General features: G+C 44.9%; 12 protein-coding genes and 2 pseudogenes. 13 read left to right on the top strand and 1 reads right to left on the bottom strand.

Features of this window, described 5'->3' with window-relative positions; all coding sequences use genetic code 11:
- Positions 1 to 583 precede the first annotated feature (583 nt).
- The 11 genes and pseudogenes from ACHBHN_RS10650 to ACHBHN_RS10600 form a co-directional block, all read left to right on the top strand.
- A pseudogene (locus tag ACHBHN_RS10650) lies at positions 584 to 697 on the top strand (GNAT family N-acetyltransferase); the annotation flags it as partial.
- An 86-nt stretch (positions 698 to 783) separates the two neighbouring features.
- The gene (locus ACHBHN_RS10645) at positions 784 to 1698 is read left to right on the top strand and encodes a LysR family transcriptional regulator (protein ID WP_172021487.1); all 915 of its coding nucleotides are present in this window, start codon (positions 784 to 786) and stop codon (positions 1696 to 1698) included.
- Positions 1691 to 2155 carry a signal peptidase II gene (lspA, locus tag ACHBHN_RS10640; RefSeq protein ID WP_172021485.1) on the top strand — a complete coding sequence of 155 codons (465 nt, stop codon included), beginning with the start codon at positions 1691 to 1693 and terminating at the stop codon, positions 2153 to 2155. The genes ACHBHN_RS10645 and lspA overlap by 8 nt, the downstream gene beginning before the upstream one ends.
- Positions 2139 to 3035 (top strand): RluA family pseudouridine synthase, encoded by an 897-nt coding sequence (locus ACHBHN_RS10635; RefSeq protein WP_172021483.1) that lies wholly within the window; start codon positions 2139 to 2141, stop codon positions 3033 to 3035. The genes lspA and ACHBHN_RS10635 overlap by 17 nt, the downstream gene beginning before the upstream one ends.
- Before the next feature lie 74 nt (positions 3036 to 3109).
- Positions 3110 to 3448 (top strand): zinc ribbon domain-containing protein YjdM, encoded by a 339-nt coding sequence (locus ACHBHN_RS10630; RefSeq protein ID WP_105123365.1) that lies wholly within the window; start codon positions 3110 to 3112, stop codon positions 3446 to 3448.
- Positions 3449 to 3845: 397 nt separating this feature from the next.
- Positions 3846 to 4489, top strand: a pseudogene (locus ACHBHN_RS10625) (Pr6Pr family membrane protein).
- A gap of 240 nt (positions 4490 to 4729) precedes the next feature.
- Positions 4730 to 5251: a bifunctional pyr operon transcriptional regulator/uracil phosphoribosyltransferase PyrR gene (gene pyrR / locus ACHBHN_RS10620; protein WP_105123364.1), complete on the top strand. Its 522-nt coding sequence runs from the start codon at positions 4730 to 4732 to the stop codon at positions 5249 to 5251.
- A gap of 27 nt (positions 5252 to 5278) precedes the next feature.
- Positions 5279 to 6202 (top strand): aspartate carbamoyltransferase catalytic subunit, encoded by a 924-nt coding sequence (locus ACHBHN_RS10615; RefSeq protein WP_105160891.1) that lies wholly within the window; start codon positions 5279 to 5281, stop codon positions 6200 to 6202.
- A gap of 108 nt (positions 6203 to 6310) precedes the next feature.
- On the top strand, positions 6311 to 7390 hold the full coding sequence (locus ACHBHN_RS10610) for a carbamoyl phosphate synthase small subunit (RefSeq protein ID WP_172021480.1): 1080 nt from the start codon (positions 6311 to 6313) through the stop codon (positions 7388 to 7390).
- Positions 7391 to 7774: 384 nt separating this feature from the next.
- Complete coding sequence (gene carB, locus ACHBHN_RS10605; protein WP_394734081.1) at positions 7775 to 10954, top strand: carbamoyl-phosphate synthase large subunit; 3180 nt, start codon at positions 7775 to 7777, stop codon at positions 10952 to 10954.
- 37 nt (positions 10955 to 10991) lie between these two features.
- Entirely contained in the window at positions 10992 to 11303 is a 312-nt protein-coding gene (locus tag ACHBHN_RS10600; RefSeq protein ID WP_105137436.1) for a hypothetical protein, read from the top strand.
- Positions 11304 to 11352: 49 nt separating this feature from the next.
- On the opposite strand, the gene ACHBHN_RS10595 is transcribed toward ACHBHN_RS10600, so the two are convergent.
- Positions 11353 to 12279, bottom strand: a complete 927-nt coding sequence (locus ACHBHN_RS10595) for a polysaccharide deacetylase family protein (RefSeq protein WP_394734079.1) — start codon at positions 12277 to 12279, stop codon at positions 11353 to 11355.
- 111 nt (positions 12280 to 12390) lie between these two features.
- Here ACHBHN_RS10595 and ACHBHN_RS10590 point away from each other — a divergent pair, with 111 nt between their 5' ends.
- Positions 12391 to 13677, top strand: a complete 1287-nt coding sequence (locus tag ACHBHN_RS10590; protein WP_105160893.1) for a homoserine dehydrogenase — start codon at positions 12391 to 12393, stop codon at positions 13675 to 13677.
- A gap of 2 nt (positions 13678 to 13679) precedes the next feature.
- Positions 13680 to 14540: a homoserine kinase gene (gene thrB / locus ACHBHN_RS10585; RefSeq protein WP_105160894.1), complete on the top strand. Its 861-nt coding sequence runs from the start codon at positions 13680 to 13682 to the stop codon at positions 14538 to 14540.
- Positions 14541 to 14655 lie beyond the last annotated feature (115 nt).

Here is a 14655-nt window from a genome sequence, read left to right as displayed (position 1 = left end):
TTCTGGCAAAAAGACCGACTATCAGACCAATAAACAGAAAAAGACAAACGCCTCTTAAGTGTTTGTCTTCAGTCTGAAATGGTCCAGTGGACCATTTTTTCTTGCCTTTTTGAATTAAATGAAAGGCAAGGTTCGAACCTTTTTAGCAACTCTCCTTGAAATAAAAGAGAGAGTTGAGCTAGAAATAGCAAACAATAGGCTTTCCGAGATTTCGGAAGGCCTTTTTTTTGTTTTGATACCCATTTTTCATTTACCAAGGGCTTGGTGTGAAATGGTCAGGCATTGGTAGTTATATAAAAAGTTATCAGTTGAAAATGAATATGTAAATATAGGTTGACTAACAAGGGCAATAGATGCTAGAATTACCATATAATAGAATGAAGGGAGGCGATTCAAATGAAAGGAATAGTAAGATGTTTTAGAAAACAAGAAATCAAGAGTAAGGAGGTTAGGGCAAATTAACCTCCGAAAGGAGAAAATAATGAAGATTGTTGCAATAAGGGATTCAGTTGAAAAAGCTGAGATTATTAAAACGGTATTAGCCGATTTACCTGAGTGGTTTGGCTTACCTGAAAGTACTAAAGAATATGATCAGACGATTGGCTTTTATCAATCTTGTGGCTTTGCTAAGTTGGAAGTTTTTCCAAACTTGCGGGACGAATGGAATCCCTGTCTTATCATGATTAAAAAGTTATAGTCACTTACCGCCAGCAATTTTGCTGGTGGTTTTATTATGTGGTATAATAGAAAGATAGTAAAATGGAATGAAGAAAGGACGAGTTGATGAATATTCAACAATTGCGCTATGTGGTGGCGATTGCCAACAGCGGGACTTTTCGTGAGGCAGCGGAGAAAATGTACGTATCTCAGCCTAGCCTATCCATTTCCATCAAAGATTTAGAAAAAGAGCTAGGTTTTCAGATTTTCAGTCGGACCAGTTCTGGAACTTTTTTGACCCAAAAAGGAATGGAATTTTATGAGAAGGCTCAGAGTTTAGTCAAGGGCTTTGATCAATTTGAGCATCTTTATTTGCAATCAGAAGAAGGTGAAAAAACTTTTTCTATCAGCAGTCAGCACTATGATTTCTTGCCTCCCTTGATTACGGATTTTTCTCGGCAGCATCCTCAATATCCACATTTTCGGATTTTTGAGTCGACTACGGTACAAATTTTGGATGAGGTGGCGCAGGGGTATAGTGAGCTGGGAATTATTTATCTCAACGATCGCAATACCAAGGGGATTATGCAAAAGCTGGATAAATTGCATTTGCAGGTGATTGAGTTGGCGGAGTTTCAGACCCATATCTACCTGCGGGAGGATCATCCTTTGACTGCAAAGGCAGAGATTGAGGCTGAGGATTTGGTTGGTTTGCCAACGGTCCGATTTACCCAAGAAAAAGAGGCTTATCTTTATTATTCTGAGAATTTGATTGACACGTCGGATTCGTCGGTTGTTTTTGATGTGACGGATCGCGCTACCTTGAACGGGATTCTAGAGCGGACGGACGCCTATGCGACGGGTTCGGGATTTTTGGATGACGAGTCGGTCAATGGGATTACGGTCATTCCCTTTAAGGGGAAGACGGATAACCGCATGGTCTATGTCAAGCGGGCTGGCGATGAACTGAGCCATTGTGCGCTTGATTTTGTCGATACCATGCAGGCTTATTTTGATAAGAAGAAGGAAGAAAATGCGTAAGTTTGGATTGCCGCTTTTGGCAGTGGCTTTTATCGGTGTGGACCAGTTGGTCAAGGCTTGGACCGTAGCCAATATTGAATTGCACACCAGTCGGGAATTTTTGACAGGTTTAATGAGTTTGACCTATCTGAGAAATTATGGTGCGGCTTGGTCTATTTTGCAGGGACAGCAGTGGTTTTTCACCATTGTTACAGTGGTTGTCATGATTGGCTTGGTCTGGTATTATGTCAAAAATATCAAGGGAAATCTCTTGACCTTGTTCAGTTTGTCCTTGATGATGGCGGGGGCTTTGGGAAATTTTATCGACCGTTTCCGTCTGGGCTACGTGGTGGATATGTTCCAGCTGGATTTTATCAATTTCCCGGTCTTTAATGTGGCTGATATGTGTCTGTCGGTGGGAGTTGGGCTCCTGTTTATTTGTATCATGAAAGAAGAGAGTAATGGAAGTAAAAGTTGAGATTGGTGGCGTTCGGTTGGACAAGGCTCTGTCAGACTTGACAGACCTGTCACGGTCGGTTGCCAATGAACAAATTAAGGCTGGTCTGGTTTTGGTCAATGGCCAAGCCAAAAAAGCAAAATATAGTGTGCAAGCAGGCGATGTCCTGACCTACCAAGTACCGGAAGTCGAAGAAGTAGACTATGTAGCAGAGGACATTCCCTTGGATATTGTCTACCAAGATGAGGACGTTGCCGTGGTCAATAAGCCACAAGGCATGGTGGTGCATCCGTCTGTTGGTCACACGTCGGGTACGCTAGTCAATGCCCTGCTTTATCATGTGAAAGATTTGTCGGCTATCAATGGCGTTTTGCGCCCGGGCATTGTCCATCGGATTGACAAGGACACATCCGGTTTGCTGATGATTGCTAAAAACGACGAGGCCCACACCAGGTTGGCTGAGGAATTGAAAGCCAAGAAATCCCTCCGCAAATATATTGCCATTGTCCACGGAAACCTACCAAATGACCGTGGTATGATTGAGGCACCGATTGGTCGTTCGGAGAAAGATCGTAAGAAACAGGCAGTCACAGCCAAGGGCAAGGAAGCAGTCACACGTTTTCAAGTCTTGGAACGTTTCGGTGACTATACCTTGGTTGAATTGACCTTGGAAACGGGACGAACCCACCAAATCCGTGTTCACATGGCTTATATCGGTCATCCTGTGGCTGGCGATGAGGCCTATGGACCACGTAAAACGCTCAAGGGGCAGGGTCAATTTCTGCATGCTCAGACGCTTGGATTTACCCATCCGAGAACGGGAGAGCTGGTAGAATTTACGGCTGACGCGCCAGCTATTTTCCAAGAAACACTGGAAAAACTACGTCAAGCCACTCAGTAGTGACAATAAGAGCATCTTGCCCATTTTCCAAAAAGATGATAGACTGATACAGATAAAAAAGAAGGAGAACGAGAATGGAAACTTTACCAAATTGCCCACAGTGCAATTCAGAATATGTCTATGAGGACGGCGCGCTTTTGGTCTGTCCAGAATGTGCATACGAATGGAACCCAGCCGAGGTTGCTGAGGAAGAGAGCGGTCCAGTCGCTATTGATGCCAATGGCAATCGCTTGGCTGATGGAGATACAGTGACGCTGATCAAGGATTTGAAAGTCAAAGGCGCACCGAAGGATCTCAAGCAAGGCACGCGCGTTAAAGGTATCCGCATCGTTGAAGGCGACCACAATATCGACTGCAAAATCGACGGATTTGGAGCCATGAAACTCAAATCAGAATTTGTGAAGAAGATTTAGCATTTAGACTGGGAAATCCAGTCTTTTCAAGACGTAGACAAACTATGAATTGGCTCAAATAATCTGAGTAGCTCTGCTAATAAAACAAAAAATTATTTTATTTTGCGAGCGGAGTGAGCCCAAACCGCGACTTTCCGCTGTGATGAAAATGCCTGAAACGTTATCGTTTCAGGCATTCGGAGTATTTCGGGCTACAAAGGTCTCTCAGAACTTCGTAGGTTGTTGCTTGGAAATAAGAAAGCGACAAAAGGCTCAAATACTAGGTATGGAATTCCGTAGGTAGCTCAAACAGTCTAGGGGACTGTTTGAGGAGTAAACCTAGAAACAAGAAAGTTTACTTCCGTCCGCCTTCACCTCAGGAACGTCTGAAAAAGGTTTTAACATAAGAAAGGAAACTATGAAGAATCAAAGTATTTTATTTTACAGTCGTTGTTTGCTGGCGATTTTAGCCATTACAGGGACTGGTTTGGAAATTGCCAAGTACGGCATTGGTATGCTCATGTATTATACGGTTTTGTCCAATCTCTTGGTGGCGGTTTTTGCTGTTTATATGGTGTATGCCATGAACAAGGGCCAAAATTTGCAAGACCAGAACTTTCTGCGAATCAAGGCTGGTGTGACTATGTCCATCATGATAACCTGTGTGGTCTATCATATCATGTTGGCACCGCTGGCTGAGCATTTTTGGCGCGTAGAAAATCTTCTCTGCCACTATATCGTTCCTATTTATTTCTTGCTGGATACGCTCATTGTCGATCGGCAGGGACAGTACAAGTGGTTGGACCCCGTTGGTGGACCAGTCTGCCACTTGCCTACATGGCTTTTGGCTTGGTCAATGGATTTTTCCTCAAAATTCCTATTCCTGACGCCAAGGATAGTCCTTTTGCCTATTTCTTTCTCAATGTTCCCAAGTATGGCTGGAACTACGTTTTGACCTACTGCGCCATTATCTTTGTGACCTATCTGCTCTTTGGTTATGTTTTGGCGGGTGTAAAATCCCTAAAACCACAGTCTTTTTTGGCTAAATCAGCACCATTCTAAGCAAAATACGAAGATTATTAAATTTTTTACAGTAAGAATTTGTCGCCGTAGGTAAAGTGTGCTATACTGATGCTAGAAATCCTTTAAGTGCTGTCCAGAGAGACAGGTAAGGAGAGCATTGAGCAAATGTGGACATACAAGATGGGAAATTCTGTTGGAGTTTTTCATGCACTGGTCCTGTATTTTCTGAACTCTCCTGAAAGGGAGAGTTTTTTTGTATCATATTTATGGAGGTTTAGAATGAAAACCAAAGAAATCGTAGACGATATGACCATGAAACGGGCAATTACCCGTATCACCTATGAGATTATCGAGCGCAATAAGAATTTGGACAATATCGTCTTGGCTGGTATCAAGACACGAGGTGTTTTCATTGCCCGACGGATTCAAGAACGTCTGAAACAGTTGGAAGGAATTGATGTTCCTCTGGGAGAATTAGATACCAAGCCCTTCCGCGACGATGTGAAAGTAGAAGAAGATACCACCAGCATCACCGCCGATGTCAATGATCGTGATGTTATTTTGGTGGATGACGTTCTCTACACTGGACGTACCATTCGTGCCGCCATTGACAATCTCGTATCGTTGGGCAGACCTGCTCGTGTTAGTTTAGCTGTCTTGGTCGATCGTGGCCACCGGGAATTGCCAATTCGTGCGGACTATGTTGGGAAAAATATCCCGACCAGTCGGGTGGAGGAAATTATCGTTCACATGACTGAAATTGACGGTCATGACGCAGTTTTATTAGTAGAGGCAGAATAGGTCAGGCACAAAAAGGCAGGTAGTATCATGACAATTGTAGATGGTAAGGTTTCTCTCAAACACTTGGTAACAATGGAAACACTTTCGAATGAAGAGGTGTTGGGTCTCATTCAACGCGGACTGGCTTTCAAGAAAGGCGAGTCCGTTACATTAAGTCGGAAGTATTATGCCTCCAATCTCTTCTTTGAAGATTCGACGCGAACGCATAAGTCATTTGAAATGGCGGAGCTGCGCTTGGATATGGGCATGATTGACTTTGATGCTCGAACCAGCTCGGTCAACAAGGGCGAGACCTTGTACGATACCATTTTAACCATGTCAGCCTTGGGCGTTGATATTTGTGTCATCCGCCATTCCGAGGTTGATTACTACAAACAATTGATTGATAGTCCGAGCATCCAGACCTCCATTGTCAATGGTGGGGACGGTTCTGGGCAACACCCAAGCCAGTCCTTGCTGGATTTGATGACCATTTATGAAGAATTTGGCACCTTTGAAAATCTGAAAATTGCCATTGCAGGCGATATTACTCACTCGCGGGTTGCAAAGTCCAACATGCAAATCCTCAAGCGACTGGGGGCAGATATTTACTTTACCGGCCCAGAAGAGTGGTATTCGGCGGAATTTGATGTCTACGGTCAACATGTTGCGATTGATGATATTGTCGAGGAAGTGGATGTCTTGATGCTTCTGCGTGTCCAACATGAGCGCCACGATGGATCAGAAAGTTTTTCAAAAGAAACCTATAATCGTCTACATGGATTGACGGGGGAACGGTACAAGCGCTTGAAGGAACAGGCGATTGTTATGCACCCTGCGCCTGTCAATCGTGATGTTGAAATTGATGACCAGCTGGTAGAGGCTCCCAAATCGCGGATTGTTCGTCAGATGCAAAACGGCGTCTTTGTCCGAATGGCGATTTTGGAGGCGATTGTAAATGGTAAGGTATAGAACCTGTATTCACAGCTCGGCACATTTAACTAAGGCTGGTTTTCTGCCCCCTTTGTGAATATAATTTCAAAACGTTAAAGGATTCCTGAGAGAATCAACGAGGTAGATATGACGAAAAGAAGATTAATTTTAGAAGATGGAACAATTTTCGAGGGCGAGGCCTTTGGAGCGGATATTGATGTGACTGGAGAGCTGGTTTTTTCTACTGGAATGACAGGCTATCAGGAGTCCATTACCGACCAATCTTATAACGGTCAGATTTTGACCTTTACATATCCTTTGGTAGGAAATTATGGTATCAATCGCGATGATTACGAATCTATCACGCCAACTTGTAAGGGTGTGGTGGTCAGCGAGTGGGCCCGTCGTGCTAGTAATTGGCGCAACCAATTGACCTTGGATGAATTTTTGAAAGCTAAAAAAATTCCCGGTATTTCAGGGATTGATACGCGAGCTTTAACCAAGATTATTCGTCAGCACGGGACGATGAAGGCGACCTTGGCTAATGTTGGAGATAGTGTTGAACATTTGACCGATCAGCTACGGGCGACAGTCTTGCCGACCAATAATATTGAGCAGGTGTCTACCAAGACAGCCTATCCTGCTCCGGGTGTCGGTCGGAGCGTTGTACTGATCGATTTTGGTCTCAAGCATTCGATTTTACGTGAATTGGCCAAGCGTGATTGCAATGTAACTGTCGTTCCTTATGACACGACCGCAGAGGAAATTTTGGCTCTGGCTCCAGACGGTGTTATGTTGTCCAATGGACCGGGGAACCCAGATGATGTTCCAGAGGCGCTTGATATGATTCGTGGTATTCAAGGGAAGATTCCGATTTTCGGTATTTGTATGGGCCATCAATTGTATGCGAAGGCAAATGGTGCCCAGACCTACAAGATGAAATTCGGTCACCGTGGATTTAACCATGCCGTGCGCGAAATTGCGACAGGACGTGTTGATTTTACCAGTCAAAACCACGGTTATGCAGTGTCACGCGAGGAACTGCCGGATTGCTTGATGATTACCCACGAGGAAATCAACGACAAGTCTGTCGAAGGCGTCCGTCACAAATACCTTCCCGGATTTTCAGTGCAATTCCACCCAGATGCAGCACCCGGTCCGCATGATGCCAGCTATTTATTTGACGAATTTATGGACTTGATGGATTCATTTAAGCAAGAACGCTAGTTGAATGGTTGCTAAGCGTCAGAGAGGTATTTAATTCTATCCAGAGAGATAGAAAATAGAAAGGCAAGGGACAGGTCAATGGTTGCACGCAACTTATTTCCCTACGCCTGCCTCTATGGAGGTCAGGCTATCCCTTGCACTAGTTAGGAAAGCCAATTAGTATCGAATTGACTTTCCTAACGTCGGACTTATCTTATTTAATGTCAACCTGTGAGTTGACAAATAGAAAGGAGAAGATACAGGTTCGAGTACGATTTGATTTTAATATTCGAACATGCTCTAAGGACTGTGTGAAAAAGATAAACGTCGTCTGGATGCTTGAAGCATCAGCGTTGCATTTCCTATTTTCACTTTGTCCTCTTAACGGGCTTTGTATCATACATTATGCCAAAAAGAAACGATATTAAAAAAATTATGGTGATTGGATCTGGTCCGATTATTATTGGTCAGGCTGCGGAGTTTGATTATGCGGGGACGCAGGCGTGTTTGGCCTTGAAAGAAGAAGGCTACAGCGTTGTACTGGTCAATTCTAACCCCGCAACAATTATGACCGACAAGGAAATTGCGGATAAGGTGTATATCGAGCCGATTACGCTGGAATTTGTCAGTCGTATTTTGCGAAAAGAGCGTCCTGATGCTCTCTTGCCAACCCTTGGTGGACAAACAGGTCTCAACATGGCTATGGAATTGTCCAAGGCTGGAATTTTAGAAGAGCTGGGTGTTGAGCTCTTGGGAACAAAATTGTCGGCCATTGACCAAGCTGAGGACCGCGATTTGTTCAAACAATTGATGGAGGATCTCAATCAGCCCATTCCTGAGTCTGAAATTGTGACGACCGTTGATGAGGCGTTGAACTTTGCCAATTCTATCGGCTACCCTGTCATTGTACGTCCGGCCTTCACGCTGGGCGGTACAGGTGGTGGTATGTGTGCCAACGAGGAAGAACTCCGCGAAATCGCAGGAAATGGCTTGAAATTGTCGCCAGTAACTCAATGTTTGATTGAGCGCTCAATTGCAGGTTTCAAGGAAATCGAGTACGAAGTGATGCGCGATGCGGCAGACAATGCACTCGTGGTGTGTAACATGGAAAACTTTGACCCTGTTGGTGTTCACACAGGAGATTCGATTGTATTTGCCCCAACGCAGACGCTTTCGGATATTGAAAACCAGATGCTCCGCGATGCCAGCCTCAGCATTATTCGCGCCTTGAAAATCGAAGGTGGCTGTAATGTCCAGTTGGCCTTGGATCCCCATAGTTTCAAATACTATGTCATCGAAGTTAATCCGCGCGTGTCACGCTCGTCAGCCTTGGCTTCAAAAGCAACTGGCTATCCTATTGCCAAATTAGCGGCAAAAATTGCTGTTGGTTTGACCTTGGATGAAATGATTAACCCAGTAACTGGGACAACCTATGCCATGTTTGAGCCTGCTTTGGACTACGTAGTTGCTAAAATCCCCCGTTTCCCATTTGATAAATTTGAAAAAGGGGAGCGCCGTCTGGGAACACAGATGAAGGCGACAGGGGAAGTCATGGCCATCGGACGGAACATTGAAGAAAGCCTTTTGAAAGCCTGCCGTTCCTTGGAAATCGGTGTTTATCACAATGAAATGACAGAACTCAGCCAAGTGACGGACGATCACTTAGTGGAAAAGATTGTCAAAGCGCAGGACGACCGACTCTTTTACCTTTCTGAGGCCATTCGTCGTGGCTATACGATTGAGGAACTAGCCCAATTAACCAAGATCGACCTGTTCTTCCTTGATAAGTTGTTGCATATTATAGAGCTTGAGCAGGAATTGGCGACGCATTTTGATAACTTAGATATCCTCAAAAAAGCGAAAAAATACGGCTTTGCAGATCGTAAAATAGCAGAGCTGTGGGGGCGGACGGAATGCTACATTCGCCAGCTCCGGACTGAAAATGGCATTGTCCCAGTTTACAAAATGGTGGATACCTGTGCAGCAGAATTTGAGAGTGCGACGCCTTATTTCTATTCAACCTATGCTTGGGAAAATGAATCCATTAAATCAGACAAGGAATCGGTCCTTGTGTTAGGTTCTGGACCAATCCGCATCGGTCAAGGGGTTGAATTTGACTATGCGACGGTTCACTCTGTCAAAGCCATTCAGGCAGCAGGTTACGAGGCTATTATCATGAACTCCAACCCTGAAACTGTTTCGACAGATTTCTCGGTTTCGGACAAGCTCTATTTTGAACCTTTGACCTTGGAAGATGTACTCAATGTGATTGATTTGGAGCAGCCCAAAGGTGTCATTGTGCAATTCGGTGGGCAGACAGCCATCAACTTGGCTGAACCGCTTGCTAAGGCTGGTATTCCGATATTGGGAACTCAGGTAGCAGATTTAGACCGGGCTGAGGACCGCAATTTGTTTGAAAAAGCTCTGAAAGACTTGGACATCCCGCAGCCACCAGGTCAAACCGCAACTAATGAAGAAGAGGCTCTTGAGGCGGCCCGCAAAATTGGTTTTCCAGTCCTTGTCCGTCCATCTTATGTCTTGGGTGGGCGTGCCATGGAGATTGTTGAAAATGAAAATGACCTACGTTCCTACATGCGGACGGCGGTCAAGGCTAGTCCTGAGCACCCTGTTCTCGTTGACAGTTATATCGTTGGTCAAGAGTGTGAAGTAGATGCGATTTCTGATGGCAAGGATGTTCTTATTCCGGGAATTATGGAACACATCGAGCGGGCAGGTGTCCATTCGGGTGACTCGATGGCAGTTTACCCACCGCAAACCCTGTCGCCAGCGGTACAAGCAACCATTGCTGATTACACCAAGCGATTGGCTATTGGTCTCAACTGTATCGGTATGATGAACATTCAGTTTGTTATCAAGGACGAAAAGGTCTATGTCATCGAGGTCAATCCACGTGCCAGCCGAACCGTTCCCTTCCTGTCAAAAGTGACAGACATTCCGATGGCTCAAGTCGCGACCAAATTGATTTTGGGTCAATCCTTGGCAGAACTTGGCTATGCAGACGGTCTCTATCCAGAAAGCAAGCAGGTCCACGTCAAAGCTCCAGTCTTCTCATTCACAAAATTGGCGAAGGTTGACAGTCTTTTGGGACCTGAAATGAAGTCAACGGGCGAAATTATGGGTTCAGATGTGACGCTTGAAAAAGCACTTTACAAGGCATTTGAAGCTAGCTACCAGCACTTGGAAGAATTTGGCAATGTCGTCTTTACCATTGCGGATGAAGATAAGGAAGAAACCTTGGAGCTGGCGCGTCGTTTCCACGATTTGGGGTATGGTATTTTTGCGACTAGCGGAACGGCAGCCTATCTGACGGACCACCAACTTCCTGTTACCTTGGTCAATAAAGTTGGTGATGCAGGTGGTTTCGATATTCCAAGTCTGGTTCGAGCTGGAAAAATTCAAGCCATTGTCAATACAGTTGGTAAAAAGCGTGTGGCAGACTCGGATGGTCAAATCATTCGTAGCTCAGCAATTGAAGGTGGTATCCCACTCTTTACAGCCATTGATACAGCTGCGGCTATGGTCAAAGTCTTGGAAAGCAGAAGTTTCATGACCCAGGCTATTTAGTGTATAATAGGGTTATCCATTAGAAGAGGAGATAGAAATGAAAGTAAATCTGACCAATCATCGGGGACAATTTAAACAGGCTCCCCTTGGTTTTTCTTGGACGACTCTGTTATTTACCATGTGGGTTGCCGTCTTTAGACGGGATTGGAAATGGGCGGCTATTATGCTACTGGCCAATGCAGCTCTTGGTAACTACGCCTACTCAATAGAAAAGGGCTATCTTGTCTTTATCGTCAATATTGTCATGGCGGCATTCTATAATAAACTCCATATCAGAGACTTATTAGCCAAGGGTTGGCGCCCAGCAACAGACTTTGATGCGCAGCTGCTGCAGTCCAAGGGAATATAAAAAGAAAAAGATGATTTCGTATGAGGTCATCTTTTCTTGTATCTCTATGTCAGTCGGCTTGAATCATCTCTAGCAAGATGTCGGCAGTGGTCGTTGGCAATACCCTCAGACGATTTAAACTAAGCATTCCGTTATCAACAGAAGCCAGGTCATGGTTGGTGGTCAATCCCAATTGGTAGCCGGTATTTTCTGCCAAAGCCAGGGTATCGGCTGAATAGCGACCAGCAGGATAGGCTAGAGCAATGGTTTCCTGACTAAGTTGCTGGTTTAGGAATTGTTTGGAGTAGGAAAGCTCAATGGATTGGCTTTCAAGGCTGCTTTGTGCCAGGTCGGGATGATTGACCGTATGACCTTGGAAAGACATTTTGTGCTCTTTCATCTCCAGCATCTGATCGACAGTCAGGTAGCCCGCTGTGCCATTTTCCGTAAAACCAGTGATAACAAAGTTGGTAGCCTTCATCTGGTACTGCTTAAGCAAAGGATAGGCATGGCTATGGAAATCCCAGAGGCTATCATCGAAAGTTAGCCAGACGACTTTCTTGCCGTCAGGAACTTCATTGTCCCTGAGAACCCGCAGAGCTTCTTCAGGTGAAAGGGTGTAATAGCCAGCTTCCTGGAGGGCCTTGAGATGACTTTCAAACGTAGAAGGATCCACAATTAAATTGGCGTTGGCAGCCTCTTCAGGAGCCATGACATGGATAGCATGGTACATCAGAATGGGCAGACGGACCGGACTTTCTTGCTTAACCCAAGTTACTTCTTCAGGACCAGTTTTCTGTGAAGGAGTTGTATCAATCTCTTTTTTAGGGGTTTCTGGAGTTTGCTGGACCAAGTCTGTTCTGGATCCTGGGTCTTGATAGAAGTAGACGAGGCAAAAAACAAGGGTTCCAATCAGCAAAACACTCAGCAGAGTAAATATTACTGGAAATCTTTTCACTTTTTGATGCTTGTGCCGCCCATGCTTTCTCTTCGCCATATTCACTACCTCAATATATGTAATTCTTCTTACTACTTTAATTATACCAAAATTTTTGCCAAATAGTCAGAATATTTGGTATAATAGGAAAAATAGTTTTAAGGAGATAATATGGTAGTTAAGATTGGATTATTGGGGTTTGGTACGGTAGCGAGTGGTGTGCCATTCCTTCTGACAGAAAATAAGGAAAAGATTGAATTGGCAGCCCAAGACAGCATAGAGATTTCAAAGGTTCTTGTAAAGGACGATGCGGAAAAAGAGCGTTTATTGGCTGCAGGCCATGACTATGATTTCGTGACCAACATTGACGAGATTTTGGCAGACGACGACATTGCTATTGTCGTTGAGCTTATGGGACGTATCGAGCCAGCAAAAACTTTCATCACACGCGCTTTGGAGGCAGGCAAGCATATCGTGACAGCTAACAAAGACCTGTTGGCTGTGCATGGCAGTGAATTGCGTACTCTGGCTCAGGAAAAAGGACTGGCCCTTTACTACGAAGCAGCGGTTGCAGGCGGTATCCCAGTCTTGCGTACCTTAGTCAATTCTCTTGCTGCGGATAATATTACCCGTGTTTTGGGTGTCTTGAATGGGACATCTAACTTCATGCTGACCAAGATGCTAGACGAAGGATGGACTTACGAAACAGCCCTGCAGACAGCCCAGGAACTAGGTTACGCAGAGTCAGATCCGACCAACGACGTTGAAGGAATTGATGCAGCCTATAAGGCCGTTATCCTCAGCCAATTTGCCTTTGGTATGACTGTTGATTTTGACCACGTTGCCCACAAGGGAATTTCCAATATCACACCTGAAGATGTAGCAGTAGCACAAGATCTTGGCTATGTCATCAAGTTGGTAGGGGATATTCGTGAAACAGCTTCGGGAATTGCAGCAGAAGTGTCACCAACCTTCCTGCCAAAAAATCACCCGCTTGCTAGTGTCAATGGCGTTATGAATGCGGTCTTTGTCGAGTCCATTGGTATCGGCCAGTCTATGTACTACGGACCAGGTGCTGGACAAAAACCAACAGCTACTAGCGTGACTGCCGACCTGATTCGCATTGTTCGTCGCCTGAAAGACGGTACGATTGGCAAAGCATTTAATGAGTACAGCCGTCCGCTCCAGTTGGCAGCTCCGTCTGATGTGATGAGCGAATATTATTTCTCTATCGTAGCATCTGACCAGAACGGAAAAATGCTCCGTTTAGCAGAAATTTTCAACTCTGAAGAAATCTCCTTCAAGCAAATTCTGCAGAAGGAGGCAAACGGTGAGACAGCTCGTCTGGTTATCGTGACCCATGAGATGAGCAAAACCCAGCTAGAAAATGTGACTGAAAAGCTTGCCCAGGCTGAGGACTTCACTGTCTTAAATACCTTCAAGGTCTTGGGAGAATAAGCATGAAAATTACAGTTCCAGCTACTTCAGCCAATATAGGACCAGGTTTTGACTCGGTCGGTGTTGCCCTCTCAAAATACCTGACCATTGAAATTCTAGCGCCTGCGAATGAATGGTTTATTGAGCATGACCTAGAGCATGTTCCATCTGATAAGAGTAATCTGCTGATTAAGACTGCTTTGAAAGTTTCCAAAAACCTGCCACCTCACCGCTTGAAAATGACAAGCGATGTTCCTTTGGCCCGTGGCTTGGGTTCGTCCAGCTCTGTCATTGTAGCAGGGATTGAGTTGGCCAATTTATTGGGGCAATTGAACCTCAGCCAGGAAGAAAAGTTGCAATTGGCAACTAAGATAGAAGGTCATCCTGATAATGTAGCGCCAGCCATTTATGGAAATCTAGTTATTGCCAGCTATGTCAATAAGAAAGTCCATGCTGTTGTGACGGACTTCCCAGAGGCCAGCTTTATCGCTTTTATTCCCAACTATCCTCTGCGGACCAGTGAAAGCCGTGGAGTTCTGCCATCGCAGATGGGCTATAAGAAGGCCGTAGCAGCAAGCAGTATTGCCAACGTCGCTATTGCCAGTCTTATGGCCGGTGATTTGGAAAAAGCTGGTCAACTTATCCAATCAGATATGTTCCACGAGCCTCATCGCCAACTCTTGGTCAAGGAATTTTGTCCTATCAAGCAAACAGCTCAGGAGTTGGGTGCTTATGCAACCTACCTTTCTGGAGCAGGTCCAACCGTTATGGTACTAGCCTCTAAGGATAAGGAAGAGGCCATTAAAATTGCCATAGAAAAGCTTGAATTGGACGGCAGTGTGCATATCCTACAGGTAGATAAAGACGGGATTAAGGTATCCTAAACAAAATACGGTTCTTGAGGGAACTGTATTTTTTGTTTTTCGCACATTGTCAAGTCAAGTGCAACAAGTTCATTGATAACTAGAGATCCAGAGGTTAAGCTGTCTGGGCTAGCCC

It is taken from the genome of Streptococcus sp. A22 (assembly GCF_043674215.1).
GTDB classification, from domain to species: domain Bacteria; phylum Bacillota; class Bacilli; order Lactobacillales; family Streptococcaceae; genus Streptococcus; species Streptococcus suis_V.
The sequence above is the reverse complement of the archived record's forward strand: the minus strand, read 5'-3'. Positions and strand labels throughout refer to the sequence as shown.

Bases quoted from the DNA above. Each gene is read 5' to 3' on its own strand.
- ACHBHN_RS10645 (WP_172021487.1), top strand. From the start codon at position 784: ATGAATATTCAACAATTGCGCTATGTGGTGGCGATTGCCAACAGCGGG.
- lspA (WP_172021485.1), top strand. From the start codon at position 1,691: ATGCGTAAGTTTGGATTGCCGCTTTTGGCAGTGGCTTTTATCGGTGTG.
- ACHBHN_RS10635 (WP_172021483.1), top strand. From the start codon at position 2,139: ATGGAAGTAAAAGTTGAGATTGGTGGCGTTCGGTTGGACAAGGCTCTG.
- ACHBHN_RS10630 (WP_105123365.1), top strand. From the start codon at position 3,110: ATGGAAACTTTACCAAATTGCCCACAGTGCAATTCAGAATATGTCTAT.
- pyrR (WP_105123364.1), top strand. From the start codon at position 4,730: ATGAAAACCAAAGAAATCGTAGACGATATGACCATGAAACGGGCAATT.
- ACHBHN_RS10615 (WP_105160891.1), top strand. From the start codon at position 5,279: ATGACAATTGTAGATGGTAAGGTTTCTCTCAAACACTTGGTAACAATG.
- ACHBHN_RS10610 (WP_172021480.1), top strand. From the start codon at position 6,311: ATGACGAAAAGAAGATTAATTTTAGAAGATGGAACAATTTTCGAGGGC.
- carB (WP_394734081.1), top strand. From the start codon at position 7,775: ATGCCAAAAAGAAACGATATTAAAAAAATTATGGTGATTGGATCTGGT.
- ACHBHN_RS10600 (WP_105137436.1), top strand. From the start codon at position 10,992: ATGAAAGTAAATCTGACCAATCATCGGGGACAATTTAAACAGGCTCCC.
- ACHBHN_RS10595 (WP_394734079.1), bottom strand. From the start codon at position 12,279: ATGGCGAAGAGAAAGCATGGGCGGCACAAGCATCAAAAAGTGAAAAGA.
- ACHBHN_RS10590 (WP_105160893.1), top strand. From the start codon at position 12,391: ATGGTAGTTAAGATTGGATTATTGGGGTTTGGTACGGTAGCGAGTGGT.
- thrB (WP_105160894.1), top strand. From the start codon at position 13,680: ATGAAAATTACAGTTCCAGCTACTTCAGCCAATATAGGACCAGGTTTT.